This is a genomic window from Micromonospora sp. NBRC 110038, from assembly GCF_020884815.1.
GTDB lineage: Bacteria > Actinomycetota > Actinomycetes > Mycobacteriales > Micromonosporaceae > Micromonospora > Micromonospora haikouensis.
Genome location: NZ_BBOL01000001.1, coordinates 237,132 through 260,909 on the forward strand (window position 1 = coordinate 237,132; position 23,778 = coordinate 260,909).

22 protein-coding genes are annotated in these 23,778 nt (G+C 73.5%); 16 read left to right on the top strand and 6 right to left on the bottom strand.

Annotated features, from left to right (window positions below):
- Nucleotides 1-151: 151 nt before the first annotated feature.
- The gene (locus LPU61_RS01045) at nt 152-1,156 is read left to right on the top strand and encodes a winged helix-turn-helix domain-containing protein (protein ID WP_043961980.1); all 1,005 of its coding nucleotides are present in this window, start codon (nt 152-154) and stop codon (nt 1,154-1,156) included.
- Nucleotides 1,157-1,201: 45 nt separating this feature from the next.
- Here LPU61_RS01045 and LPU61_RS01050 read toward each other — a convergent pair whose 3' ends face one another.
- Nucleotides 1,202-2,290 carry a coenzyme F420-0:L-glutamate ligase gene (locus LPU61_RS01050; RefSeq protein ID WP_229403788.1) on the bottom strand — a complete coding sequence of 363 codons (1,089 nt, stop codon included), beginning with the start codon at nt 2,288-2,290 and terminating at the stop codon, nt 1,202-1,204.
- Nucleotides 2,287-3,240, bottom strand: a complete 954-nt coding sequence (cofD, locus tag LPU61_RS01055; RefSeq protein WP_229403789.1) for a 2-phospho-L-lactate transferase — start codon at nt 3,238-3,240, stop codon at nt 2,287-2,289. Before cofD ends, LPU61_RS01050 begins: the two co-directional genes overlap by 4 nt.
- Before the next feature lie 99 nt (nt 3,241-3,339).
- On the opposite strand from cofD, the gene LPU61_RS01060 reads away from it, so the two are divergent.
- The 6 genes from LPU61_RS01060 (at nt 3,340) to LPU61_RS01085 (ending at nt 10,430) form a co-directional block, all read left to right on the top strand.
- Nucleotides 3,340-4,419 carry a hypothetical protein gene (locus tag LPU61_RS01060; RefSeq protein ID WP_229403790.1) on the top strand — a complete coding sequence of 360 codons (1,080 nt, stop codon included), beginning with the start codon at nt 3,340-3,342 and terminating at the stop codon, nt 4,417-4,419.
- Between the two features lie 431 nt (nt 4,420-4,850).
- Complete coding sequence (locus tag LPU61_RS01065) at nt 4,851-7,409, top strand: bifunctional FO biosynthesis protein CofGH (protein WP_043961985.1); 2,559 nt, start codon at nt 4,851-4,853, stop codon at nt 7,407-7,409.
- A 155-nt stretch (nt 7,410-7,564) separates the two neighbouring features.
- Nucleotides 7,565-7,840 carry a hypothetical protein gene (locus tag LPU61_RS01070; protein WP_043961986.1) on the top strand — a complete coding sequence of 92 codons (276 nt, stop codon included), beginning with the start codon at nt 7,565-7,567 and terminating at the stop codon, nt 7,838-7,840.
- A gap of 94 nt (nt 7,841-7,934) precedes the next feature.
- Complete coding sequence (locus LPU61_RS01075; RefSeq protein ID WP_229403791.1) at nt 7,935-9,329, top strand: DUF4331 domain-containing protein; 1,395 nt, start codon at nt 7,935-7,937, stop codon at nt 9,327-9,329.
- Nucleotides 9,330-9,347: 18 nt separating this feature from the next.
- Nucleotides 9,348-9,698, top strand: coding sequence for a hypothetical protein (locus LPU61_RS01080; RefSeq protein WP_043961988.1), 351 nt, complete (start codon nt 9,348-9,350; stop codon nt 9,696-9,698).
- A 474-nt stretch (nt 9,699-10,172) separates the two neighbouring features.
- Complete coding sequence (locus LPU61_RS01085) at nt 10,173-10,430, top strand: WhiB family transcriptional regulator (protein ID WP_007074725.1); 258 nt, start codon at nt 10,173-10,175, stop codon at nt 10,428-10,430.
- 127 nt (nt 10,431-10,557) lie between these two features.
- Here LPU61_RS01085 and LPU61_RS01090 read toward each other — a convergent pair whose 3' ends face one another.
- Entirely contained in the window at nt 10,558-11,007 is a 450-nt protein-coding gene (locus tag LPU61_RS01090) for a metallopeptidase family protein (RefSeq protein ID WP_007455785.1), read from the bottom strand.
- Nucleotides 11,008-11,182: 175 nt separating this feature from the next.
- Between LPU61_RS01090 and LPU61_RS01095 the strand changes: the two genes are divergently transcribed.
- Complete coding sequence (locus LPU61_RS01095; RefSeq protein WP_074476608.1) at nt 11,183-11,563, top strand: DUF3499 domain-containing protein; 381 nt, start codon at nt 11,183-11,185, stop codon at nt 11,561-11,563.
- A gap of 55 nt (nt 11,564-11,618) precedes the next feature.
- Here the strand turns inward: LPU61_RS01095 and LPU61_RS01100 are convergent, their stop codons facing one another.
- Complete coding sequence (locus tag LPU61_RS01100; protein ID WP_229403792.1) at nt 11,619-12,995, bottom strand: FAD-binding oxidoreductase; 1,377 nt, start codon at nt 12,993-12,995, stop codon at nt 11,619-11,621.
- A gap of 31 nt (nt 12,996-13,026) precedes the next feature.
- A complete protein-coding gene (locus tag LPU61_RS01105; RefSeq protein WP_077936245.1) occupies nt 13,027-14,373 on the bottom strand; it encodes an aspartate aminotransferase family protein in 1,347 nt (448 codons plus the stop codon).
- Between the two features lie 947 nt (nt 14,374-15,320).
- On the opposite strand from LPU61_RS01105, the gene LPU61_RS01110 reads away from it, so the two are divergent.
- Together LPU61_RS01110 and LPU61_RS01115 are read left to right on the top strand one after the other, a co-directional pair.
- Nucleotides 15,321-16,091: a DUF5753 domain-containing protein gene (locus LPU61_RS01110; RefSeq protein ID WP_229403793.1), complete on the top strand. Its 771-nt coding sequence runs from the start codon at nt 15,321-15,323 to the stop codon at nt 16,089-16,091.
- 23 nt (nt 16,092-16,114) lie between these two features.
- Complete coding sequence (locus LPU61_RS01115; protein WP_043963994.1) at nt 16,115-16,315, top strand: DUF397 domain-containing protein; 201 nt, start codon at nt 16,115-16,117, stop codon at nt 16,313-16,315.
- On the opposite strand, the gene LPU61_RS01120 is transcribed toward LPU61_RS01115, so the two are convergent.
- Nucleotides 16,294-16,806, bottom strand: coding sequence for an Lrp/AsnC family transcriptional regulator (locus LPU61_RS01120; RefSeq protein WP_043961993.1), 513 nt, complete (start codon nt 16,804-16,806; stop codon nt 16,294-16,296). The two genes, LPU61_RS01115 and LPU61_RS01120, sit on opposite strands and share 22 nt — an antisense overlap.
- 209 nt (nt 16,807-17,015) lie before the next feature.
- On the opposite strand from LPU61_RS01120, the gene LPU61_RS01125 reads away from it, so the two are divergent.
- From LPU61_RS01125 to LPU61_RS01150, 6 genes are read left to right on the top strand one after another with little or no spacing between them, the layout of a single operon-like run.
- A complete protein-coding gene (locus LPU61_RS01125) occupies nt 17,016-18,200 on the top strand; it encodes a spermidine/putrescine ABC transporter substrate-binding protein (protein WP_043961994.1) in 1,185 nt (394 codons plus the stop codon).
- Between the two features lie 5 nt (nt 18,201-18,205).
- Nucleotides 18,206-19,372, top strand: a complete 1,167-nt coding sequence (locus LPU61_RS01130) for an ABC transporter ATP-binding protein (protein ID WP_043963996.1) — start codon at nt 18,206-18,208, stop codon at nt 19,370-19,372.
- Nucleotides 19,369-20,283, top strand: a complete 915-nt coding sequence (locus LPU61_RS01135; protein WP_052503643.1) for an ABC transporter permease — start codon at nt 19,369-19,371, stop codon at nt 20,281-20,283. Before LPU61_RS01130 ends, LPU61_RS01135 begins: the two co-directional genes overlap by 4 nt.
- A complete protein-coding gene (locus LPU61_RS01140) occupies nt 20,280-21,122 on the top strand; it encodes an ABC transporter permease (protein WP_229403800.1) in 843 nt (280 codons plus the stop codon). The genes LPU61_RS01135 and LPU61_RS01140 overlap by 4 nt, the downstream gene beginning before the upstream one ends.
- Complete coding sequence (locus tag LPU61_RS01145; RefSeq protein ID WP_229403802.1) at nt 21,119-22,540, top strand: FAD-binding oxidoreductase; 1,422 nt, start codon at nt 21,119-21,121, stop codon at nt 22,538-22,540. The genes LPU61_RS01140 and LPU61_RS01145 overlap by 4 nt, the downstream gene beginning before the upstream one ends.
- A complete protein-coding gene (locus LPU61_RS01150; RefSeq protein WP_043961996.1) occupies nt 22,540-23,742 on the top strand; it encodes a saccharopine dehydrogenase family protein in 1,203 nt (400 codons plus the stop codon). The genes LPU61_RS01145 and LPU61_RS01150 overlap by 1 nt, the downstream gene beginning before the upstream one ends.
- The last annotated feature ends 36 nt before the right edge of the window (nt 23,743-23,778 follow it).

A 23,778-nucleotide genomic window follows, 5' to 3' on the forward strand; every position in this document is an offset into this window, starting at 1 on the left:
CCGTGCGGGACAACCCAGAGCATGCCGAAGGCTGACCGGGGACGTCGAGGTTTTTCATCCCACGCTTAAAAGTGGAGATAACTGCCGCCCGGGTACAGTGCGAACGGTCGGCAGTGTCTCCCCCCTCTGCCCGCCGCACGGGAGCGATCCAATGCTGAAGATCTATTTCTCGCCCGACGACATCCTCCGGACCCGGGTGGCCCCGGGCGCGGACCCGCTCTGGGAGCTGATCCTCAGCGTGCACGTGCTCCAGGTCCGCAGCCCGGACCCGCTGACCTCCGGCTGGCGTCGGGGCGTCTCCCGGGAGCTGCGCCGGCAGGTCGGCACGGAGCCGATGCGGCTGCTGTTCGCGCTGAACCCGGGGCGCGGCTACTTCCCCGACTTCCTCACCCCGCACGAGGGGCTCCAAGGGCTGGCGGAAGGGCTGGAGGCCATCCGCAGCACGCCCGTGCGGCTGCTGCACCGGGACATGACCCGGATGGCCGGGGAACACCCGTTGCCCGCCTCGGCGGGGGCACTGGCCCGGGGCGAGCCCGAGATGCTGCGCCACCTGACCGACTCGATGGAGCGGTACCGCGAGCTGGCGCTGAGCCCGTACTGGGCGCACATCCAGGCCGCGATCGACTCGGACCGGATGCGGCGCGCCCGGGCCCTGCTCGACGGCGGCGTCGAAGGGCTGCTCGACAGCTTCCGCCCGCTCGCCCGCTGGGAGTCGGGGGTGCTGGAGATCCACGGCTACCCGGAGAGCCGGGAGCTGCACCTGGACGGCCGGGGCCTGCTGCTGGTGCCGTCGTTCTTCTGCGCCGGCACCCCCGTGGCGCTGGCCGACCCGGACCTGCCGCCGGTGCTCGTCTACCCGGTGGACCGGCTGGGCGGGCTCGTCACGGCGGCGACCGGCGGCGGCGCGTCGGCCCGGGCCGGCACCGGGCGGGAGGCGCTGGCCGCGCTGCTCGGCCGCACCAGGGCGGCGGTGCTGGAGGCCACCGACGCCGGCTGCACCACCGGCGAGGTGGCCCGCCGGCTGCGCATCTCCCCGGCGGCGGCGAGCCAGCACGCCACCGTGCTGCGCAACGCCGGCCTGCTGGTCAGCCACCGTGACCGCAACACCGTCCTGCACACCCTCACCCCGCTGGGCCGCGCCATCCTCGACGCGTGACCCCGCCCGGGCGACCCCGCAGCCGGAGCGCCGGGCTGGGCGGCCTCAGAGCGCCAGGCAGGCGGCGGCCGTGCTGCCCGGCGGGGGCGGCAGCAGGGTCGACGGGACGCCCTCGGCGGCCAGGGCGGTGCGCAGGCGTTGCAGGTCCGCGCCGAGTCGCACCAGGCCGGCCGGGTCGACCGGCGTCGGCGGCTCCCCGAGCACCAGGCCGGTGGCCCGCTGCGGCCAGCCGGGCACGGTGGCGGCCAGCGCGGCGCGTACCTCGTCGTCGGTGACGGGGGTGAAGACCGTGCCGGGGGCGACCACGCCGGCCACCGCGGCGATGGCCCGCGCCACCGCCGCCGGGTCGGCGGGGGCCGCGCCGGGGCCGTCGGGCAGGGTCGCGGCGGCGGCCAGCCCGGCGGCGCGCGCCTCCGCCGTGCCGAGCGAGAACAGGTCCAGCTCCGCGTCGCGGACCAGCGCCCGCGCGCCGACGCCGTCGTCGGGTGCGGTCGCGGTGAGGTACCCGCGCACCACGGCCACGGGGACCTGGTCGCACTTGCCCTTGATCAGCTCGCCGGCGCCGGCCAGCTCGTCCACCACCGCCATCTGGGTGAGCTGGAGCTCGTTGCCGTACGGGTCGACCTCGCCCCGGTGGTCGCGGATCGCCGGCATCCCGGCCACCCCGAGCGCCACGTCGGTGAGGCCGTTACGCCAGGGCCGGCCCATCGTGTCGGTGACGATCACCGCGACGTCCACGTCGTAGCGCTCGCGCAGCGCCGCCCGCAGGGCCCGCGCCGAGGCGTCCGGGTCCTGCGGGAGCAGCACCAGCCGGGTCTTGTCGACGTTCGAGGCGTCGATGCCGGCCGACGCCATCACGAAGCCGTGGTGGGTCTGCACGATCCGGGTCGCGCCCCGGGTGGCCACGACCCGGGCCGTCTCGGCGGCCAGCACCTCGTCGCGGGCGGCCAGCCGCTCCGGCCCGTCGGCCGGCACGTCCACCAGTCGCCCCTCCGCCTTGGAGACGATCTTGCTGGTCACCACGAGCACGTCGCCGTCGCGCAGCCACGGCGCGGCAGTGGCGATCAACGCCGCCAGGTCGTCACCCTCGGTCACGTCGCCGATGCCCAGCACCGGCATGATCTCCAGCCTCACGCCAGCTCCACCGCCGCCCGCACCATCGCCGCCGTCGCCGCCTCGTCGGTCATCAGCAGCGGGACCGCCCGGACCGGCACGCCCGGCACCACCGCGTCGGCGTCCTCGGGGGCGACCAGCCAGCCGTCCAGCAGCCCGCCGGAGGACCGGGCGCCGTAGAGAGCGCCCACCCCGGCGGCGCTGCACTCGACGCCGAGCACGGCCAGGCAGCGGTCGGCCATCCCGCGCACCGCCGCGCCGCCGATGATCGGGGAAACCCCGATCACCGGGGCCGGCCCGTCGGCGAGCGCCTCGCGCAGCCCCGGCACGGCCAGCACCGGCGCGACGCTCACCACCGGGTTGCTCGGCGCGACCAGCACCACGTCGGCGGCGGCGATCGCGTCGAGCACGCCGGGCGCGGGCTTCGCCGCCTCCGCGCCGACGAAGACGAACCGGTGGGTGGGGATGCCTGCGCGGTACCGGATCCACCACTCCTGGAAGTGGATCGCCCGCTGGCCGCCGCCGTCGGGGTCGCTCACCACCACGTGCGTCTCCAGCCGGTCGTCGGTCGCCGGCAGCACGCGTACGCCGGGCTGCCAGCGCGTCGCCAGCGCCTCGGTGACCGCCGACAGGGGATACCCGCCGGTGAGCATGGTGGTGCGCACCAGGTGGGTGGCGACGTCCCGGTCGCCGAGCCCGAACCAGGTCGGCTCCGCGCCGTACGCGGCCAGCTCCGACTTCACCGTCCAGGTCTCGTCGGCCCGGCCCCAGCCCCGCTCGGCGTCGGCCCCGCCGCCGAGGGTGTACATGACGCTGTCCAGGTCGGGGCAGACCTTGAGCCCGTGCAGGTAGAGGTCGTCGCCGACGTTGACCACGGCGGTCACCTCGGCGCCCACCTCGCGGGCGTACGCCCGGACGCCGAGCAGGAATCGGGCACCCCCGATGCCGCCGGCCAGTACGACGATGCGCATGCCGCCCATCCTCCCGCACGCCCCGCGCCGGGGTCGCCGGTGCCCGGGGAGACTAGGCTCACGTCGGCAACTGTCCGTTACCGCCCCGAGGGGGAGTTCGTGACCAGCCCCGCCGAGCCCGCGTCCGGTGACGCGGCGCCCGCGTCCCACCCCGCCACCCCGGCCCGTCGGCTCACCGACCCGTTACGCGAGCTGATCGCGCTCGCGCTGCTCGGCGCGAACGCCGTTCTGCTGTTCGTCGGCCTGATCCGGCTGCTCGCCCCGGCCGACTACAGCACCTTCTACAGCCGGGCGGGCAGTGGCTTCTTCTCGTTCGCCGGCCTGGAGGCGGCCGTGCTGCCGGTGCTGGCCGTGCTGCTCGCCACGCACGTCGCCCCCGTGGCGCAGCGGGCGAAGCTGATCGTCCAGGTGGCGCTGGGCGAGTACGCCTTCGCCGCCCTTCTCGCCGCGCTCACCCTGCTGATCTGGACGGTCGACCGGCTCGCCAAGGCGGAGGTGCTCGACGCGTTCCTCGGCCTGCTGACCCGGGCCGCCTGGCTGGCGATCTTCGCGTCCGGCGCGTTCGTGGTCTTCCGGGTCTGGCGCGCCCTCTACTTCACCCCGAAGCCGAAGCCGGCCCCCGGCGTGTACGGCCAGCCGCAGCCGGGCTGGCCGCAGCAGCCCGGTCAGCCGGGCCAGGGCGGCCCGCAGGGCTGGGGCCCGGGCCAGCAGGGCGGCTGGCCGTCCGCCGGGCAGCAGCCCGGTTACCCGGTCGCCGGGCAGCAGCCCGGTTACCCCTCCGCCGGCCAGCCGGGTGGGTTCCCGGCCCCCGGCCAGCCGGGCTCGTTCGCCGGCCAGTCCGGCCCGCACGGGCAGCCGACCTCGCCGTTCGCCCCGGCCGCCCCGGCCTCCGCGCCCCCGGCCTCCGCGCCACCGGCTTCGGCGCCCCCGGCCTCCGCACCGCCGTACCCGGCCCCGCCGCAGTCCGGCCCGCCGTTCACGCCGCCCCAGGCGGGCGCGCAGCCGGCCTCGCCGTTCCCCCCGCCGCAGCCCATGGCGCCCGCCGCGCCCCCGTTCGGGCAGCCGCCGTCGGCCGACCCGACCCAGGCGATCCCGCGCCAGCCCGGCGAGCCGGGCGCGTCCGGCGGCGAGCGGAACTCCGACGCCGACCGCACCCAGCGCTTCCCGCGCGAGGACTGAACCGCCGCCCGTCGGGTGGGCTCCCCGGCCGGTCGCGGCCGCCGGGGAGCCCACCCGACGCGCTTTTGGGAACAACGGTCACCGCCGCGTGGCAGAGCGTCACTTCCCGAGGTCGGAGCGCGCCATCCCGGTCCGCCCCCTTTGCTCTGCACCCGGATACGCAACGCACTACGTACCGCGACGGGATCGCCGAACCCGCGCCATCCATGGCCTTGCATCTGCCCAGCCTGCCCCCGGTGTTGCGCCCATGGGTGCAGAGCAAAGGGAGCGAGGGACGTCTGGCGGGGTCGGCCAGACGTGACGGACAGTCAGCCCGGGGAGCCGCCGTGGGTCGCCGCTCGCCCGTCACCGGCCGTGTCCGGGAGGCCGTCGCGTCGAAGGTGGCCTGGCCAGCGGATCAGGGCCGGCGGCAGGGCGCATAGGCTGGGCGGATGGTTGATCGCACCGAGCCCCGCCCCACCGCGGCCAGCATCGAGCGCGCCCTGCGCCGGGCCGCCTCCGGGCTCGCGCTGGACGTCGACGAGGCCGCCGCCCTGCTCGCCGCCCGGGGTGCCGCCCTCGACGAGCTGCTCCGCGTCGCCGGTGACATCCGCGACGCCGGGCTGCGCGACGCCGGCCGCCCCGACGTCGTCACGTACTCCAAGAAGGTCTTCGTCCCGTTGACCCGGCTCTGCCGGGACCGCTGCCACTACTGCACCTTCGCCACCGTCCCGCACCGGCTGCCGGCCGCCTTCCTCGACCGGGACGAGGTGCTCGCCATCGCCCGGCAGGGCGCGGCGCAGGGCTGCAAGGAGGCGCTGTTCACCCTCGGCGACCGGCCCGAGGAGCGCTGGCCGGCCGCCCGGGAGTGGCTGGACGCGCGCGGCTACGACTCGACCCTCGACTACCTGCGCGCCTGCGCGGTGGCGGTGCTGGAGGAGACGGGCCTGCTGCCCCACCTCAACCCCGGGGTGCTCTCCTGGTCGGAGCTCCAGCGGCTCAAGCCCGTCGCCCCGAGCATGGGCATGATGCTGGAGACCACCGCGACCCGGCTGTGGTCGGAGCCGGGCGGCCCGCACTTCGGCTCGCCCGACAAGGAGCCGGCGGTGCGGCTGCGGGTGCTCGACGACGCCGGCCGGGTCGGGGTGCCGTTCACCACGGGCATCCTGATCGGCATCGGCGAGACCCCGGCCGAGCGGGTCGACGCGCTCTTCGCGATCCGCCGGGCCCAGCGCGCGTACGGTCACCTCCAGGAGGTGATCGTGCAGAACTTCCGCGCCAAGCCGGACACGGCGATGCGCGGCATGCCCGACGCCGAGCTGCACGACCTCGCCGCCACGGTGGCGGTGGCCCGGGTGCTGCTCGGCCCCGGCGCCCGGATCCAGGCCCCGCCGAACCTGATCGCCGGCGAGTACGCCCTGCTGCTGCGCGCCGGCATCGACGACTGGGGCGGCGTCTCGCCGGTGACCCCCGACCACGTCAACCCGGAACGCCCCTGGCCGCAGCTCGACGAGCTGGCCCGGCGCACGGCGGAGGCCGGCTTCACACTGCGCGAGCGGCTGACGATCTACCCCGAGTACGTCCGGGCCGGCGACCCGTGGCTGGATCCGCGCCTGCTGCCGCACGTGTCCGCGCTGGCCGATCCGGCGACCGGCCTCGCCGTCGAGTCGGCCCGTCCGCAGGGCCGGCCCTGGCAGGAGCCGGAGGAGGTGTTCGGCGGCGGGCGGACCGACCTGCACGCCACCATCGACACCACCGGCCGCACCGGCGACCGGCGCGGTGACTTCGACAACGTCTACGGCGACTGGTCGGAGGTGGCCGCGCAGGCCGACGCGAGCCGGGCGGGAGCAGGGGCGGCAGCGGCGGCGGGAGCGGCAGCGACGGCCGGGGAGGGCGCCGGAAACGCCGAGCTGCGGGCCGGGCTGCGGCTGGCCGCCGACGACCCGGCGGCGCTGCTGACGCCGGCCCACGAGGCGAAGGCGCTCGCCCTGTTCGCCGCCGACGGGCCGGCGCTGGACGCGCTGTGCCGGATCGCCGACGACGTGCGCCGCGACACCGTCGGCGACGACGTCACCTACGTCGTCAACCGCAACATCAACTTCAGCAACGTCTGCTACGTCGGCTGCCGGTTCTGCGCGTTCGCCCAGCGGGAGCGCGACGCCGACGCGTACCGGCTCTCCGTCGACCAGGTGGCCGACCGGGCCGAGGAGGCGTGGGCCGCCGGCGCGACGGAGGTCTGCCTCCAGGGCGGCATCGACCCGAAGCTGCCGGTCACCGGGTACGCGGACCTGATCCGGGCGATCAAGGCCCGGGTGCCGGGGATGCACGTGCACGCGTTCTCGCCGATGGAGATCGTCACGGCGGCGGCGAAGGCCGGCGTGCCGGTGAAGGAGTGGCTGACCGGGCTGCGCGAGGCCGGCCTCGACACCATCCCGGGCACCGCCGCCGAGATCCTCGACGACGAGGTGCGCTGGGTGCTCACCAAGGGCAAGCTGCCGGCCGCCGCCTGGGTCGAGGTGGTCTCGACGGCCCACGAGCTGGGCATCCGGTCCAGCTCCACCATGATGTACGGCCACGTCGACCACCCCGGGCAGTGGCTGGCCCACTTCCGGGTGCTGGCCGGGGTGCAGGACCGCACCGGCGGGTTCACCGAGTTCGTGGCGCTGCCGTTCGTGCACACCAACGCCCCGATCTACCTCGCCGGCATCGCCCGGCCCGGCCCGACGTGGCGGGAGAACCGGGCGGTGCACGCGATGGCCCGGCTGCTGCTGCACGGCCGGATCGACAACATCCAGTGCTCCTGGGTGAAGCTCGGCGACGCCGGGACGGCGGCGATGCTCAACGGCGGCTGCAACGACCTGGGCGGCACCCTGATGGAGGAGACGATCTCCCGGATGGCCGGCTCGGGCAACGGCTCGGCGCGCACCGAGGAGCAGTTGCGGGCAATCGCGGCGCGGGCCGGACGACCGGCGCGCAAGCGGACGACCGCGTACGGTCACCTTCGGCCGTAGCGTCGAACCTTTCCGGCGTGCGGGCCGTACCACTGCTTGCCGGCGGCGGCTGAGGCCAGAGCCGCGGTCGGCGGCCCCCTGCGGGCCCGGCGGTCGGCCGGCCCCGCCTTTCGTCACCGCGGGCGCGGACGCGCCGCGCGCCGGAAAGGTTGCCCATGTCCAGTGATCAGCGGAAGCGGCGTTGGCCGCGACTGACCCGCCGGCAGACGTTGACCGCCGCGGCGAGCGCCACCCTCGGGGCCGCCGCGCTCACCGTGCCCGGGTTGTCCGCGGCGCAGAACTCCCCGTCGTCCGGCGGGAAGAAGGACGAGCCCATCGTCGTGCACCTGCGGGGCGGCGACGCCATGGACGTCTTCGTCGGCACGTCCCGGATCGAGGTACGCGACCGCGGCCTGGCGGACCGGCTGCGGCGCGCCGCCGGCAAGCGCTGACGCCGGCCCAGTCCCGTCTCTCCGGCGCGGCTCCCGGCGCCGGCCCTCTCCACTCTTCCCCTGATCGCTTGCTGCCCAGTGAGGTTGGTCCGCCATGTCTTCCCACCGCGAGGCCCCGGAGATCGCGAAAGATCCGGTCGCCGACAGCTCCGACCTGTACGCGTTCGTCAGCCCCGACCGTCCCGACTCGGTCACGCTGATCGCCAACTACGTGCCGTTGCAGCTCCCCTCCGGCGGCCCGAACTTCTTCGAGTTCGGCGACGACGTGCGGTACGAGATCCATATCGACAACGACGGCGACGGCAAGCCGGACGTCACCTACCGGTTCGAATTCACCACCGAGATCACGAACCCGAACAGCTTTCTCTACAACACGGGGCCGATCGAGTCGCTGGACAGCAAGAACTGGAACCGCAAGCAGTTCTACTCGCTGACCCGCATCGCCGACGGCAAGGAGCACCGGCTGGCCAACAAGCTGGCCTGCCCGCCGTGCAACGTGGGCCCGCTGTCCACCCCGAACTACGCGGCCCTGGCCCGGCAGGCGACGTTCAGCCTGTCGACGGGGGAGAAGGTCTTCGCCGGGCAGCGCGCCGACGGGTTCTTCGTCGACCTGGGGGCGATCTTCGACCTGGGCACCCTGCGGCCGTTCCAGCAGCTGCACGTGGCCGGCAAGAAGCTGTTCAAGGCCGAGGGGGAGCCGGTCAACGCCACCGACCGGATGAACGTGCACACCCTCGCCGTGCAGGTCCCGCTGAACCGGGTGCGCCGCCGGGCCAACCGGTACGGCACGCACGACCGCGCCTCGGTCATCGGCGTGTGGACGTCGGCGTCGCGCCAGCAGGCGCGGATCCTCGGCAACGGCTCGGCGAAGGACACCGCCACCGGCCCGTTCGTGCAGGTGTCACGGCTCGGCAACCCGTTGTTCAACGAGGTCATCGTGCCGATGTCCAAGAAGGACGAGTGGAACACGCTGCCGCCCACGGAGGACAAGCGGTTCGCGAAGTTCGTCGAGCAGCCGGAGCTGGCCGCCCTGCTCCCGGTGCTCTACCCGGGCGTGTTCCCCAAGCTGGACGCGCTCAACAAGACGAAGAAGCCGCGCGCGGACCTGCTGGCGATCCTGCTCACCGGCATCCCGGCCGGGCTGATCCAGGGCTTCTCCAACAACACCGGCGATGTCCAGGCCGACATGCTGCGGCTGAACACGGCGATCAGGCCGAGCGCCAAGCCGGACCGGTTCGGGGTGCTCGGCGGCGACCTGGCCGGGTTCCCGAACGGGCGGCGGGTCGCCGACGACGTGGTCAGCATCGCGCTGCGGGCCATCGCCGGGGTCACCGTGCCGCTGGTCGACAAGGGGTTCACCCCGGACGCGGCGGCCGGTGCGGTCACCCCGGGCCTGAGCGCCGCCGACGTGACGGCCCCGTTCCTGCGCAACTTCCCCTTCCTCGGCACGCCGTACGACGGGTTCAACAACCCGCCGGCGTCGTCCTGACCCGGACGGAGCGAACCGATGCACTCCCACCACCATCACCACGCGTACGGGCCGACGGAGACCGGCACCGTCGTCCTCGATCTGGGTGGCGACACGGGTGCCCTGATCATCTACACGGGCCGGGAACTGCACGGCCGGGAGATCGAGATCAGTCGGGTCGACGGGGCGGACGCGCCGCGCACCCACGTCGCGGTGCGTGAGCGCATCGTGCAGGACGGCACCTTCCACAGTGCCGTCTACCCGGATCTTGCCGCAGGGCTCTATACCGTCTGGTGGGATGAGGACACACCCGCCGGGACGGTCACCGTGGCCGGGGGGACGGTCGCGGAGTTCACCTGGCCCACCAGCGCACCTTCGGTGGCGATCTGACCCACCGCTCAGTTCCGACCGCTGCGCCCCGTCCACCATGTGGACGGGGCGCTGTCGGCGTTGCGGGCCCGATGGGCAGTCTCGGCCAAGTCGCGTTAACCTGTGCCCCACCAAGATCAGCATCGCGTCGTAGCCCCGCCCCCCGGGGCCGCGCCGGCGGCTTCGGGGAGCCGGCCGGCGGGCCGCCGCGGCAAGAAAACTCGGGCAACTCGCCGGGGAGGGCGTTACTCGTCCGGGGTCTGAATCGATAGGGCAGGTTGCGAGGCCGGACGGCCGCAAGGGCCGTCCACGGCGTGTCGGGAGGGCGACTCCATTATCAAGTTCGGCTTGACGGCGCACGCATTACACGCGTGTAATTTGAATGGGGTTGTTCGCACGGAACGCAACAAATGGGGACCGGACGGACACGCACGCCTTTCGCGTGGGGGGTTGCAGCGGCGACGACGCCGGTGCGCGACAAGGAGGCATCTTTAGATGGACGGCCAGCTTGAGGTGGCCGACCTGCTCGGAAACGCGCCGGAGTGGCAGGAGCAGGCACTCTGCTCCCAGACCGACCCGGAGGCGTTCTTCCCCGAGAAGGGCGGCTCGACCCGCGAGGCGAAGCGGATCTGCTCGCGGTGCGAGGTCAAGACCGAATGCCTGGAATACGCTCTCGGCCACGACGAGCGGTTCGGGATCTGGGGTGGGCTCTCGGAACGGGAGCGGCGCAAGCTCAAGCGGCGGGCCGCCTGAGCGATGCCGGGCCGGGGCGGTGGGGGCCGCCCGGCCCGGGCGTCCGGAGCGCGCGTCGGGGGGCGCGCGCCGGGGCGCAGCGGGGCTGCGGGGCGCGGCTGGGCGGGCGGGGCCGGGAGCCGGTCGGCTACGCCAGCTCGTCCGGGTCGACGCCCAGCAGGTTCGCCACCTGCTCGATGATCACGTCGTGCACCAGGTCGGCCAGGTCCTCCCGGTCCATGGCCCGGAACTCCAGCGGCCGGCGGTAGAGCACGATCCGGGGCGGGACCTCCTGCCGGCCGGGGCGCCCCGGCAGCAGCCGGGCCAGCGGCACCTCGCCGTCCTCCAGCACGTCGGAGTCGTAGACGTTCAGGTCCGGCGGCACGTCCTCCACCGCGAACTCCACGCCGGCCAGCTCCTTGGCGAACCGCCGCTCCAGGGTCTCGACCGTGTCGAGCACCAGGTCGTCGAAGACCTCGGCCTTGGTCCGCGCCAGCGGCACGGTCGCCGGCACCAGCCGCCCGCGCAGGCCCCGCCCGTGCCGGTCACGGTGGGCGCGCCGGCCGGGGCCGGGGCGGCGGTGTTCCGGACTGGTCATGACGCACAGGGTAGCCCGCCGAGTCGCCCCGCCCACGGCTGTGCCGCTGTCGCGGCGCGCCGACCCCGCCCGTCACCGCCCGACGCGTCGGATGTTGCGAATTGTGATCTCGATGACGGGCGTGTCGCAACGCGAACCGGTGCGCCGGACCCGGTAATGGAGATACCCTCCCGCCGTGAGGTCACCACGGCGCTGCTCAAGAAACGGCTGCCCCCGGCAAGCGGTCGCCACATTGACCTATGTCTACAACGAGTCGACGGCCGTGGTCGGGCCCCTCGCGGCCTTCGCCGAGCCGCACACGTACGACCTCTGTGAGCCCCACGCGCGCAGCCTGACGGCCCCCCGGGGCTGGAACGTGGTCCGCCACGAGGGCGAGTTCGAGCCCCCGCCGCCCAGCGCCGACGACCTGGTCGCCCTCGCCGAGGCCGTCCGCGAGGCCGCCCGGCCCGCGCCGCCCCGCCCGCCGAGCGACGACCAGGGCGGCGGCCCGCAGCACCACCACAACCCGCAGACGGGCCGCCGTGGCCACCTGCGGGTGATCCCGCCGAACCACTGACCGCCGGTCCACCGTGCCCGCCGTCGGCGCGGCGCGGAGGCGCGCGCCGGGCCGCTCAGTGGCCGAGGAAGCGCTGGAACACGGCGGCCCGCCGGGCCGACCGTCCCGTGCGCAGCTCCGCCCGGTCGGCGGAGAGCATCACCCGCAGGCCCGCGTTGACGGCCAGCCAGCGCAGCGGCTCCGGCTCCCAGCGCGGCGAGCGGTGCCCCACCCACGGCAGGTCGGTCAGGTCGCTGTCCGCGCCGAGGATCAGATCGGCGAGGGTACGCCCGGCGAGGTTCGTCGTCGCGACCCCGTCGCCGACGTACCCGCCGGCCCAGGCGAGCCCGGTCGCCCGGTCCAGCCCCACCGACGCCGACCAGTCGCGGGCCACGCCCAGCGGGCCGCCCCAGGTGTGCGTCACGGGCACCTGCGGCCCGAGCGCCGGGAACAGCTCGCCCAGCGTCCGGCGCAGCGCGGCGAACACCCGGGGCTCCCGGTCGAACTCGGGCCGCACCCGGGACCCGAAGTGGTACGGCGCGCCCCGCCCGCCGAACGCCAGCCGGCCGTCGGCCGTGCGCTGCCCGTAGATGATCACGTGGCGGTGGTCGGAGAACGTCTCCCGCTCGGCCAGCCCGATCCGCGCCCACGTCTCCTCGGGCAGCGGGGCGGTGGCCACCATCAGCGAGTAGACCGGCGCGACGACCCGCCGCTGCCCGGGCAACCCCGGCGTGTACCCCTCGGTCGCCCGCACCACCACCGGCGCGCGAACCGCCCCGGCCGGGGTCACGGCCGCCCCGGCCCGGATCGCGGTCACCGGCGTCCGCTCGTGGACGGTCACCCCCCGACGCTCGACCGCCCGGGCCAGCCCGCGCGCCAGCCGGGCCGGGTGCACCACGGCGCAGTGCGGGGTGTACGTCCCGCCGCGTACCCCGTCGGCAGCGCAGCGGGCGGCGGCCTCGGCCGCGTCGAGCAGCACCAGGTCGTCGGCGGTCAGGCCGTGCGCGTGGGCCTGCGCCACCTCCGCGCGGGCGCGGCCGAGCTGGGCCGCGCTGCGGGCCAGCGTCACCGTCCCGCCGAGGTGCCAGTCGCAGTCGATGCCCTCGGCGGCGACCACCCGCCCCACCTCGCGGACGGTGGCCTGCATGGCCCGCTGCATCCGCAGCGCCGCGTCGCGGCCGTGCCGGCGGGCCAGCGCCGGCAGCGAGGTCGGGAACAGCGCCGAGCACCAGCCCCCGTTGCGCCCCGACGCGCCGTACCCGGCGATCTCGGCCTCCAGCACCGTGATCCGCAGCGCCGGGTCGGCGAGCGCGAGGTAGTACGCCGTCCACAGGCCGGTGTACCCGGCCCCGACGATCACGACGTCCGCGTCGGCGTCCCCGCCCAGCGGCGGGCGGGGCGTCAACGGTTCGTCCACGGTGGACAGCCAGTACGACAGCTCCTGGTAGCGCATGCGACGGCCCGGCTTCGCGTCGGCTCGGCGGTTACAGCCGGGCCCACGCCTCGGTGAGCACCGCGCGCAGGATCTGCTCCATCTCGTCGAACTGCTGCTGCTCGGCGATCAGCGGCGGCGCGAGCTGCACGACGGGGTCGCCCCGGTCGTCGGCCCGGCAGTAGAGCCCGGCGGAGAACAGCGCGGTGGAGAGGAACCCGCGCAGCAGCCGCTCCGACTCCGCCTCGTCGAACGTCGCCCGGGTCGCCTTGTCCTTCACCAGCTCGATGCCGTAGAAGTAGCCGTCGCCCCGCACATCGCCGACGATCGGCAGGTCGTGCAGCTTCTCCAGGGTGGCGCGGAAGGCGTCCTCGTTGGCCCGGACGTGCCCGATCAGGTCCTCCCGGGCGAACACCTCCAGGTTGGCCAGGGCCACCGCACAGGAGACCGGGTGACCGCCGAAGGTCACCCCGTGGGCGAACATGCCGGTCTCGGTGAGGAACGGCTCCATCAGCCGGTCGCTGGCGATCATCGCGCCGAGCGGGGCGTACCCGGAGGTGATGCCCTTCGCGGTGGTGATGATGTCCGGCCGGTAGCCGTAGCGGACCGCGCCGAAGTATTCGCCGAGCCGCCCCCACGAGCAGATCACCTCGTCGGAGACGAGCAGCACGTCGTACGCGTCGCAGATCTCGCGGACCCGCTCGAAGTAGCCGGGCGGCGGCGGGAAGCAGCCGCCGGAGTTCTGCACCGGCTCCAGGAAGACCGCCGCGACGGTGTCCGGCCCCTCCCGCTCGATCGCCCGCCGGATCTCCTCGGCCGCCCACCGGCCGAACGCCTCGGGCGAGTCGCCGTGCTCCGGGGCCCGGTAGAAGTTCGTGTTCGGCACCTTCACCGCGCCGGGCACCAGCGGCTCGAAGTCGGTCTTGATGCCGGGGAGCCCCGTGATCGACAGCGCGCCCATCGACGTGCCGTGGTACGCGATGTAGCGGCTCACGACCTTGTACTTGTTGGGCTTGCCGGTCCGCTTGAAGTAGGCCCGGGCCAGCTTCCACGCCGCCTCGACGGCCTCGGAACCGCCAGTGGTGAAGAAGACCCGGTTCAGGTCGGCCGGGGTCAGCGAGGCGATCTTCTCGGCCAACTCCACGGCCTTCGGGTGCGCGTACGACCACAGCGGGAAGTAGGCCAGCTCGCCGGCCTGCTTCGCCGCGGCCTCGGCCAACTCGGTGCGCCCGTGGCCGGCGTTGACGACGAAGAGGCCGGCCAGCCCGTCCAGGTAGCGGCGGCCCTGCGAATCCCACACGTACGCGCCCTCGCCGCGCACGATCGTCGGCACCTCGCCTGCGGAGTAGCTGGCCATCCGGGTGAAGTGCATCCAGAGGTGGTCGGTGGCGTTGGCCATGTCAGCCCCATCGGGTCTCGGGCCGGTCAGGGGTGACACCGGCCGCTCTGCCCACGGTTATCCCATAGCCGCACGCCGAAAGGCAAGTGGTATCGGTGGCGCTTGACCCGCTGGGCAACGGATTCGGCGCGCTCTGGCGCTGTGGGCAACGGAATCCGCATCGTGATTGATCTCTCGCATCTTCCGGCTCCCTGCCGCTCTTCCGGCTCCCTGCCGTTCTTCCGGCTCTCCCGGCCCGCGCGGGTCCTGCGGCTCTCCCGGGCGGTGCCGTTGCGCGGACGGCCGGGTGCGGGCACACGGTGGGCCCTAGGGAGCTGAGTCACCAACGACATCACCCGCCCCCGACCACACCTCCCGCAGCGTCCCCGCATCCCCGCCACTCCCGCCACATCCCCACGCCACCAACCCTCGGCCGCCACCCCAGTCGCCCCCGCCGCATCCCCCGCCACCCCGGCCGCCCCCACGCCGCCCCCCAGGCACCTCGCCCGCCGCGATCCGGCCGCCCCGAACGTAGATCTTGGAGCGAAATGGCCCCTCCAGGGGCCGGAATCTTCCAAGATTCACCTGTCCCTGTCCCTGTCCCTGTCCCTGTCCCTGTCCCTGTCCCTGTCCCCGCGCACGTCCCCGGACTGTGGGGCTGGGGCTGGGGTGAGTCATCTACGACATCAGCTCCCTAGTGGCGCGAGGGACCTTCGCCCCGCCGGGCGGGCGCCCCTGAGGCCACCCGGCCAGGCGGAGTCGGGGCGGCCGGGCGGGTGGGTAGGGGCGGGGCCGGTAGTCCGGTGGGTGGTGGACGTTGTCGGGGCGTTGGCCGGGCGTTCGACACCCATCTCGAATGCGCACGAGACGTGCGGAACAGGTCCCGCCGCCACCTGCCGTTTCGGGCCCACCGCCGGCACCCTGCGTCGCTATGGTGCCCACTGCGCGTGACCGCGACAGGAGGTGCGATGGGCAACGAGACGCTGCGGGTGGCGATGGCCGCCGTGGGGGAGACCGCCGAGTCGCTGGCGGGCAAGGTCCGGGTCGATCCGAAGACGGCCGGCCGGTGGGTGTCGCAGGGACGCATCCCGCACGCGCGCACCCGGTTGGCGGTGGCCAAGGTGCTCGGTCGGGAGGCCGCCGAGCTGTGGCCGGAGCCGTTTCGCCGCCGGGACCTGCCCTGGTTCCGCAAGTGGGCCGAGCTGGAGCAGGTCGCCATCTCGATCCGCTCCTACCAGCCGTTGCTGGTGCCGGGGCTGCTCCAGACCGAGGCGTACGCGCGGGCGGTCCTGAGCACCGGCGGGCTGCTGCCGCCGGCCGAGGTGGAGCGGATCGTCGCCGGCCGGCTCGACCGGCAGGCGATCCTCGACGCCGAGGCCCCGCCGCGACTCGTCGCGGTGATCGACGAGGTGGTGCTGCGTCGGGTGGTCGGCGACCGGGCGGTGATGGCCGGGCAGGTCGCCCACCTCGCGGCGCTGGCCGGGCGGGAGCACGTGCAGGTGCGGGTGATCCCGGCCGAGAACCCGTGGCACACCGGGCTGGCCGGGCCGTTCGTCCTTGCCGGTTTGCCCGACGGGACGGAATTGGCTTATATCGACAACCAGCTACGCGGTCAGGTCGTCAGCGACCCGGTCGACGTTGCTAGCCTGGGGCGCAGGTGGGAGAGCGTCACCGGCGAGGCGCTGCCCCGCCGCCAGTCGATCGAGCTGATCAGGGAGGTGGCGACGACGTGGAGCTGACCGACGCGCCGACGGACGCACCCATGGGCGCGCTGGCCGGTGCCCGGTGGCGCACCGCGACCCGCAGCAGCAACAACGGCGGTGACTGCGTCGAGGTGGCCGACAACCTGCCCGGCCGGGTGCTGGTGCGCGACAGCAAGGATCGCGACGGCGGCATCCTGAGCTTCGCCCCGGCCGCCTGGCGGGCCTTCGTCGGGCAGGCTCAGGCGGTGCCCCAGCTGTAGGTCTGCTTGCGCAGCTTGAGATAGACGAACGCCTCGGTGGCGAGCACCCCGTCGACGGCGCGCAGCCGCTGCAGGATCTCCAGCAGGTGTGCGTCGTTGCGGCACACCACCTCGGCGAGCAGGTCGAACGACCCGGCGGTGATCACCACGTAGTCGACCTCCTCGAACTCGGCGAGCCGGTCGGCCACCGTCTCCAGGTCCCCGTCGGTGCGTAGGCCGATCATGGCCTGCCGGGGGAAGCCGAGCTGGAGCGGGTCGGTGACCGCGACGATCTGCATCACCCCGGCGTCGAGCAGCCGCTGCACCCGCTGGCGCACCGCCGCCTCGGACAGGCCGACCGCCTTGCCGATCGTCGCGTACGGCCGGCGGCCGTCCTCCTGGAGCTGCTCGATGATCTGCTTGGCGACGTCGTCCAACAGAGCGTGACTGGCACCTTCACGCACGGCGACGCGTCGACCCCCGCCGCCGCTCTCCTGCTGTCGGATGACCATCGTCAGCTCCCCATGTCCGCTTCTCCTCCAGGATCGTAGTGCCCCGGCGCAGTCTGGCGTAATTCGTGGTGCATTGCTATGCCCGCAACGGAATCCCTTGTGAGGCACGTCGGCTCATGTCAGGATCAGTCGTCCATCGCCTGAAGACCCTCCCGCCGTCGGGCCTCCCCCGTCCCGCCCGCCGACGATGACCCCCTAGGAGTCGTCACATGCGAACTCCCCTCCGGCCCCTCACCCGGCGTGGTCTGCTCACCGGCACCCTCGGCTCGGCCGCGATGCTCGCCACGGCGGGCGCGCTCGCCGGCTGCGGCACCAAGGGCGCCGTGCAGACCGAGGCCGGCTGCGTCAGCGAAGACCTCTCCGGCACGGAGAAGAAGCTGGCGTTCTCGAACTGGCCGCAGTACATGGACGTCGACGAGAAGGACGAATCGAAGCGCCCCAGCCTGGACGCGTTCGTCGCGAAGACCGGGATCCAGGTCACCTACACCGAGGACATCAACGACAACAACGAGTTCTTCGGCAAAGTGCAGAACCAGCTCGCGGCCTGTCAGGGCACCGGGCGGGACATCATCGTGCTCACCGACTGGATGGCCGCCCGGATGATCCGGCTCGGCTGGATCCAGAAGCTCGACCCGGCGAAGATCCCCAACGTGGCGGCGAACCTGCTGCCGTCGCTGCTCAACCGCTCCTTCGACCCGGACAGCCGGATCGCCGTGCCGTGGCAGTCCGGCCTGGCCGGCCTCGCCTACAACGGGTCGGTCACGAAGGAGATCCGCACCGTCGACGAGCTGCTGACGCGGCCCGACCTCAAGGGCAAGGTCACCGCGCTGTCCGAGATGCGCGACACGATGGGCCTGCTGATGCAGTCCAACGGGCACGACCCGGCGAACTTCACCACCGCCCAGTTCGACGACGCGCTCAACAAGCTCAAGAGGGCCGTCGACTCCGGGCAGATCCGCAAGTTCACCGGCAACGACTACGCCCCCGACCTGGCCAAGGGCGACATCGCGGCGTGCGTCGGCTGGTCCGGCGACATCATCCAGCTCTCCGGGGAGAACGACAAGATCAAGTTCGTCGCGCCCGACTCCGGCGTGATGCTCTTCAGCGACAACATGATGGTGCCCAACAAGGCCACCCACAAGGCGAACGCCGAAGAGCTGATCAACTACTACTACGAGCCGGCCGTCGCCGCGAAGCTCGCCGCGTACGTCAACTACATCTGCCCCGTGCAGGGCGCGAAGGCCGAGATGGAGAAGATCGACCCGGAGTTGGCCGCCAACCCGCTGATCTTCCCCGACGAGGCGCTGCTGTCGAAGTCCAAGGTGTTCATGGCCCTGGACGAGAAGCAGGAGAAGGAGTTCGAGGGCAAGTTCCAGCAGGTCATCGGGGCGTGACGGGGATGAGCGCGAAGACGACGGGACACGACGCGCCGGCCGGCGACCTGCGGCTGGTCAACCTGACCAAGAGGTTCGGCATCTTCACCGCGGTCGACGACCTCGGCCTGACCATCCCGCAGGGCTCGTTCTTCGCCCTGCTCGGGGCGTCCGGCTGCGGCAAGACCACCACCCTGCGCATGATCGCCGGCCTGGAGCAGCCGACGAGCGGGCAGGTGCTCCTCGGCGACCGGGACATCGCCCGGCTGCGCCCGTACAAGCGGCCGGTCAACACCGTGTTCCAGAGCTACGCGCTCTTCCCGCACCTCGACATCTTCGACAACGTGGCGTTCGGGCTGCGTCGGCGCGGCATCCGCTCGGTCGACGCCGAGGTCAACCGGATGCTCGCCCTGGTGCAGCTCGCCGACTTCGGCCACCGCCGGCCCGCCCAGCTCTCCGGCGGGCAGCAGCAGCGCGTCGCGCTCGCCCGGGCGCTGATCAACCGGCCGCAGGTGCTGCTGCTCGACGAGCCGCTCGGCGCGCTCGACCTGAAGCTGCGCCGGCAGATGCAGATCGAGCTCAAGCGCATCCAGACCGAGGTCGGCATCACCTTCGTGCACGTCACCCACGACCAGGAGGAGGCCATGACCATGGCCGACACGGTCGCGGTGATGAACGCCGGCAAGATCGAGCAGCTCGGCGCGCCCGCCGACATCTACGAGTACCCGGCCACCGCGTTCGTGGCGAACTTCCTCGGCCAGTCCAACCTGCTCGCCGCCGAGGCCGCCGGGCCCGCCGGGTCCGACGTGCCGGTCACCGCCCACGGCGCGCGCTACTCCGTGCCCGCCGGCCGCGCCCGCGTCGCCTCGGGCCCGGTCTACCTGGGGGTACGCCCCGAGAAGCTGCACCTCGTTGACGCCGCCGACCGGGTCCCCGCCGGCCACCAGTACGTCACCGGGGTGGTCACCGACGCCTCGTACGTGGGGGTCAGCACCCAGTATCTGGTGCGCACCGGGTGGGGCAGCGAACTGACCGCGTTCGCGGCGAACAGCGGGCTCGGCGGCCGGGTGCCCGTCGGCGCGTCCGTGGTGGCGCACTGGGACCCCCGGCACGCGTTCCTGCTGCCCCGCCCGCCCGGCGCGGACGACGCCACCGCCGGGCTGCTCGACGAGCCGGTGGGTGCGTCCTCGTGACCGCGCTGGCCCACGTGCCCACGTCGACGGGGCAACCGGCGACGCCCCCGCCGCCGCCCCGGGGCGGGCGGCACCGGCTGCTGCCGTACCTGCTGCTCCTGCCCGGCGCGGCCTGGCTGCTGCTGTTCTTCGCCGTGCCGCTGTTCCAACTCGCCGCCGCCAGCCTCTACGACCCCAGCGGTTCCCTCTCCACCGGGTACGCGCTGACCTGGGCGTTCGGCAACTACCCCGACGCGGTGCAGGCGTACTGGCCGCAGCTCGGCCGGTCGTTCCTCTACGCCGGGATCGCGCTCGTGCTGGGCCTGCTGATGGGCTACCCGCTGGCGTACGCGATCGCCCAGAAGGCCGGCCGGTGGAAGAACCTGCTGCTGGTCTGCGTCGTCGCCCCCATGTTCACCAGCTTCCTGGTGCGCACCCTGGCCTGGAAGACGATCCTGTCCGACAACGGCGCTCTGGTCGGGCTGCTGCGCGACGTGCACCTGCTCGGCCCCGACGGCCGGCTGCTCGCCACCCCCGTCGCGGTGGTGCTCGGGCTGACGTACAACTTCCTGCCGTTTCTGGTCCTGCCGCTGTACGCGAGCCTGGAGCGGCTCGACTACCGGCTGCTGGAGGCGGCCGGCGACCTGTACGCGAGCCCGGTGCAGACGTTCCGCCGGGTCACCCTGCCGCTGTCGATGCCCGGCCTGATCGCCGGCACGCTGCTGTTCTTCATCCCGGCCACCGGCGACTACATCAACGCCGAGCTGCTCGGCACCCCCAACGAATACATGATCGGCAACGTCATCGACTCGGCGTTCCTGGTCCGGCTGGACTACCCGCAGGGCGCGGCCCTGTCGTTCCTGCTGATGGCGGCGATCCTCGCGGTGGTCTTCGTCTACCTGCGCCGGGCCGGCACGGAGGAGGTGCTGTGAGAGTCTCCCGCTGGCTCGCCGACCACTGGGTGATGGGCGTCGCCCTGCTCGTCCTCGGCTACCTGTCGCTGCCCATCGCCGTGGTCGCCGCCCTGTCGTTCAACCGCCCGTCGAGCCGCCTGTCGTACGACTTCAACGAGTTCACCCTCGACAACTGGCGGCAGCCCTGCGCCACCTCCGACATGTGCGACGCCCTGGTGCGCAGCGTGCAGATCGGCTTCATCGCCACCGTCGTCGCCACCGTGCTCGGCACGCTGATGGCGTTCGCGCTGGTGCGGCACCGGTTCACCGGCCGCTCCGGCATCAACGTGCTGATCTTCCTGCCGATGGCCACCCCCGAGCTGGTCATGGGCACCTCGCTGCTGGCGCTGTTCGTCTCCGCCGGGGTGCCGCAGGGCTTCTGGACCGTCGTCATCGCCCACGTCATGTTCTGCGTGTCGTTCGTGGTGGTCACCGTCAAGGCCCGGCTCGCCGGCATGGACCGCCGGCTGGAGGAGGCCGCCGCCGACCTGTACGCCAGCCCGTGGCAGACGTTCCGCCTGGTCACCCTGCCGTTGGTGCTCCCCGGCATCGTGGCCGCCGCGCTGCTGGCGTTCTCGCTCAGCTTCGACGACTTCATCATCACCAACTTCAACGCCGGCACCACCGTCACGTTCCCCATGTACGTCTGGGGTGCCGCCCAGCGGGGCATCCCGCCGCAGGTCAACGTCATCGGCACGGCCATGTTCGCCATCGCGCTGCTGCTCGTCGGGCTCAGCTCGCTGCGCGGGCGGCGGGCCCGCCGGCACACCCTCCCGGTCGCACCGGCGACCGGCCGGCGGGCGAAGAGCCCGTCATGATCCTCCCGCATACCGGCCGGGCGCTCGCCGACGCGGCGCCCGTACCGTACTGGCTCGACCGGCCCGAACGCCCCGACCCGCTGCCCCCGCTGACCGGCGCGCACACCGCCGACCTGCTGGTGATCGGCGGCGGGTACGGGGGGCTCTGGGCCGCCCTGCTCGCCAAGCAGGCCGACCCCGACGCCGACGTGCTGCTCGTCGACGCGGGCACCTGCGGCTGGGCCGCGTCGGGGCGCAACGGCGGGTTCTGCTCCGCCTCGCTCACGCACGGCCTCGCCAACGGCGTCGCCCGGTTCCCCGGGGAGGTCGCCGAGCTGGAACGCCTCGGCCGGGAGAACCTCGCCGCGATCGCCGCCACCGTCGACGCGTACGGCATCGACTGCGACTTCGAGCGCACCGGCGAGCTGGCTGTGGCCGTGCGGCCGTACCAGCTCGACGGGCTCGCCGAGGACGCGGAGCTGGCCCGCGGCTTCGGCCACGACGTGCGGCTGCTCGACCGCGCCGAGGTGCGCGCCGAGGTGGACTCGCCGACGTACCTCGGCGGGATGTGGGACCGTGACCGGGTGGCCATGCTCGACCCGGCGAAGCTCGCCTGGGGCCTGCGCCGTGCCTGCCTCGACCTGGGCGTCCGGATCCACGAGCACACCCGGGTCACCGGGCTGCGCGGCGACGCCGCCGCCCTGGCGGCCAGCACGGCCGGCGGCGTCGAGCAGGCCCCCGGCGTCGTCCGCGCCCGCCGGGTCGTGCTCACCACCAACGCGTTCCCGCCGCTGCTGCGGCGACTGCGGGCCTGGGTCGTGCCCGTCTACGACTACGCGCTGATGACCGAGCCGCTGACTGACGCCCAGCGCGACGCGATCGGCTGGCGCAACCGGCAGGGCCTCGCCGACACCGGCAACCAGTTCCACTACTACCGGATCACCCGCGACGGGCGGATCCTGTTCGGCGGCTACGACGCCGTCTACCACCACGGCAACCGGGTCGCCCCCGAGTTGGAGCAGCGCCCCGCCACCTTCACCGCCCTCGCCGAGCACTTCTTCACCACGTTCCCGCAACTCGCCGACGTCCGGTTCAGCCACCGCTGGGGCGGCGTCATCGACACCTGCACCCGGTTCTGCCCGTTCTTCGGCACCGCCTACGACGGCCGGCTCGCCTACGCCGCCGGCTACACCGGCCTCGGCGTCGGGGCCACCCGGTTCGGCGCGCGCGTCATGCTCGACCTGCTCGCCGGCACGGACACCCCGCTCACCCGGCTCGCCCTCGTCCGGGGCAAGCCGCTGCCGTTCCCGCCGGAGCCCGTCCGGGCCGCCGGCATCCACCTCACCCGCTGGTCGCTGGCCCGCGCCGACGCGCGCGACGGCCGGCGCAACCCGTGGCTCCGTACGCTCGATCGTCTTGGTTTGGGGTTCGATTCCTGATGCGTATCCTGCTCGTCGGCGCCGGCGGGGTCGGCTCCGCCGCCGCCGCCATCGCCGCCCGCCGAACATTCTTCGACACCATGGTCGTCGCCGACGCCGACGCCGCCCGCGCCGCGCGGGCCGTCGCCGGCCACGGCGACCGGTTCGTCGCCGCGACCGTCGACGCCTCCTCCGCCGACGCCGTCGCCGCGCTGTGCCGCGAACACCGGATCACCCACGTGCTCAACGCCGTCGACCCGCGCTTCGTCATGCCGATCTTCGACGGCGCGTACGCGGCCGGCGCCGACTACCTCGACATGGCCATGTCCCTGTCCCACCCGCACCCGAAGCGCCCCTACGCCGAGACCGGGGTGAAGCTCGGCGACGAGCAGTTCGCCGTCGCCGACCGCTGGGCGTCCGCCGGCCGGCTCGCCCTGTGCGGCATCGGCGTCGAACCGGGCCTGTCCGACGTCTTCGCCCGCTACGCCGCCGACGAGCTGTTCGCCGAGATCGACGAGATCGGGGTACGCGACGGCGCGAACCTGACGGTCGAGGGCTACGACTTCGCCCCGTCGTTCTCCATCTGGACCACCATCGAGGAGTGCCTCAACCCGCCGGTGATCTGGGAACGCGACCGGGGCTGGTTCACCACCGAACCGTTCAGCGAGCCCGAGGTGTTCCACTTCCCCGAGGGCATCGGCCCCGTCGAGTGCGTCAACGTCGAGCACGAGGAGGTGCTGCTCATCCCGCGCTGGGTCGACGCCCGGCGGGTCACCTTCAAGTACGGCCTCGGCGAGGAGTTCATCGAGGTCCTGCGCACCCTGCACAAGCTCGGCCTCGACTCCACCGAGCCGGTCACCGTGCGCGGCGTGCGGATGTCCCCGCGCGACGTGGTCGCCGCCGCCCTGCCCGACCCGGCCACCCTCGGCGACCGGATGCGCGGCAAGACCTGCGCCGGCACCTGGGTCACGGGCGTCGGGAAGGACGGCGAGCCCCGCGAGGTCTACCTCTACCACGTCGTCGACAACGAGTGGTCCATGGCCGAGTACGGCCACCAGGCCGTCGTCTGGCAGACCGCCGTCAACCCGGTCGTCGCCCTGGAACTGCTCGCCACGGGGGAGTGGTCGGGGGCCGGGGTCATCGGCCCCGAGGCGCTGCCCCCGCGCCCGTTCCTCGACCTGCTCACCGGCTACGGCTCCCCCTGGGGCATGGAGGACCGGTGACCCGGTAGCACCGAAGTGCGACCTGCGCTTGTTTAG

Excerpts from the sequence above, each read along its gene's own strand:
- LPU61_RS01045 (WP_043961980.1), top strand. The coding sequence starts at position 152 with ATGCTGAAGATCTATTTCTCGCCCGACGACATCCTCCGGACCCGGGTG.
- cofD (WP_229403789.1), bottom strand. The coding sequence starts at position 3,240 with ATGCGCATCGTCGTACTGGCCGGCGGCATCGGGGGTGCCCGATTCCTG.
- LPU61_RS01065 (WP_043961985.1), top strand. The coding sequence starts at position 4,851 with ATGGTTGATCGCACCGAGCCCCGCCCCACCGCGGCCAGCATCGAGCGC.
- LPU61_RS01070 (WP_043961986.1), top strand. The coding sequence starts at position 7,565 with ATGTCCAGTGATCAGCGGAAGCGGCGTTGGCCGCGACTGACCCGCCGG.
- LPU61_RS01075 (WP_229403791.1), top strand. The coding sequence starts at position 7,935 with ATGTCTTCCCACCGCGAGGCCCCGGAGATCGCGAAAGATCCGGTCGCC.
- LPU61_RS01080 (WP_043961988.1), top strand. The coding sequence starts at position 9,348 with ATGCACTCCCACCACCATCACCACGCGTACGGGCCGACGGAGACCGGC.
- LPU61_RS01085 (WP_007074725.1), top strand. The coding sequence starts at position 10,173 with ATGGACGGCCAGCTTGAGGTGGCCGACCTGCTCGGAAACGCGCCGGAG.
- LPU61_RS01090 (WP_007455785.1), bottom strand. The coding sequence starts at position 11,007 with ATGACCAGTCCGGAACACCGCCGCCCCGGCCCCGGCCGGCGCGCCCAC.
- LPU61_RS01100 (WP_229403792.1), bottom strand. The coding sequence starts at position 12,995 with ATGCGCTACCAGGAGCTGTCGTACTGGCTGTCCACCGTGGACGAACCG.
- LPU61_RS01105 (WP_077936245.1), bottom strand. The coding sequence starts at position 14,373 with ATGGCCAACGCCACCGACCACCTCTGGATGCACTTCACCCGGATGGCC.
- LPU61_RS01110 (WP_229403793.1), top strand. The coding sequence starts at position 15,321 with ATGGGCAACGAGACGCTGCGGGTGGCGATGGCCGCCGTGGGGGAGACC.
- LPU61_RS01115 (WP_043963994.1), top strand. The coding sequence starts at position 16,115 with ATGGGCGCGCTGGCCGGTGCCCGGTGGCGCACCGCGACCCGCAGCAGC.
- LPU61_RS01120 (WP_043961993.1), bottom strand. The coding sequence starts at position 16,806 with ATGGTCATCCGACAGCAGGAGAGCGGCGGCGGGGGTCGACGCGTCGCC.
- LPU61_RS01125 (WP_043961994.1), top strand. The coding sequence starts at position 17,016 with ATGCGAACTCCCCTCCGGCCCCTCACCCGGCGTGGTCTGCTCACCGGC.
- LPU61_RS01130 (WP_043963996.1), top strand. The coding sequence starts at position 18,206 with ATGAGCGCGAAGACGACGGGACACGACGCGCCGGCCGGCGACCTGCGG.
- LPU61_RS01145 (WP_229403802.1), top strand. The coding sequence starts at position 21,119 with ATGATCCTCCCGCATACCGGCCGGGCGCTCGCCGACGCGGCGCCCGTA.
- LPU61_RS01150 (WP_043961996.1), top strand. The coding sequence starts at position 22,540 with ATGCGTATCCTGCTCGTCGGCGCCGGCGGGGTCGGCTCCGCCGCCGCC.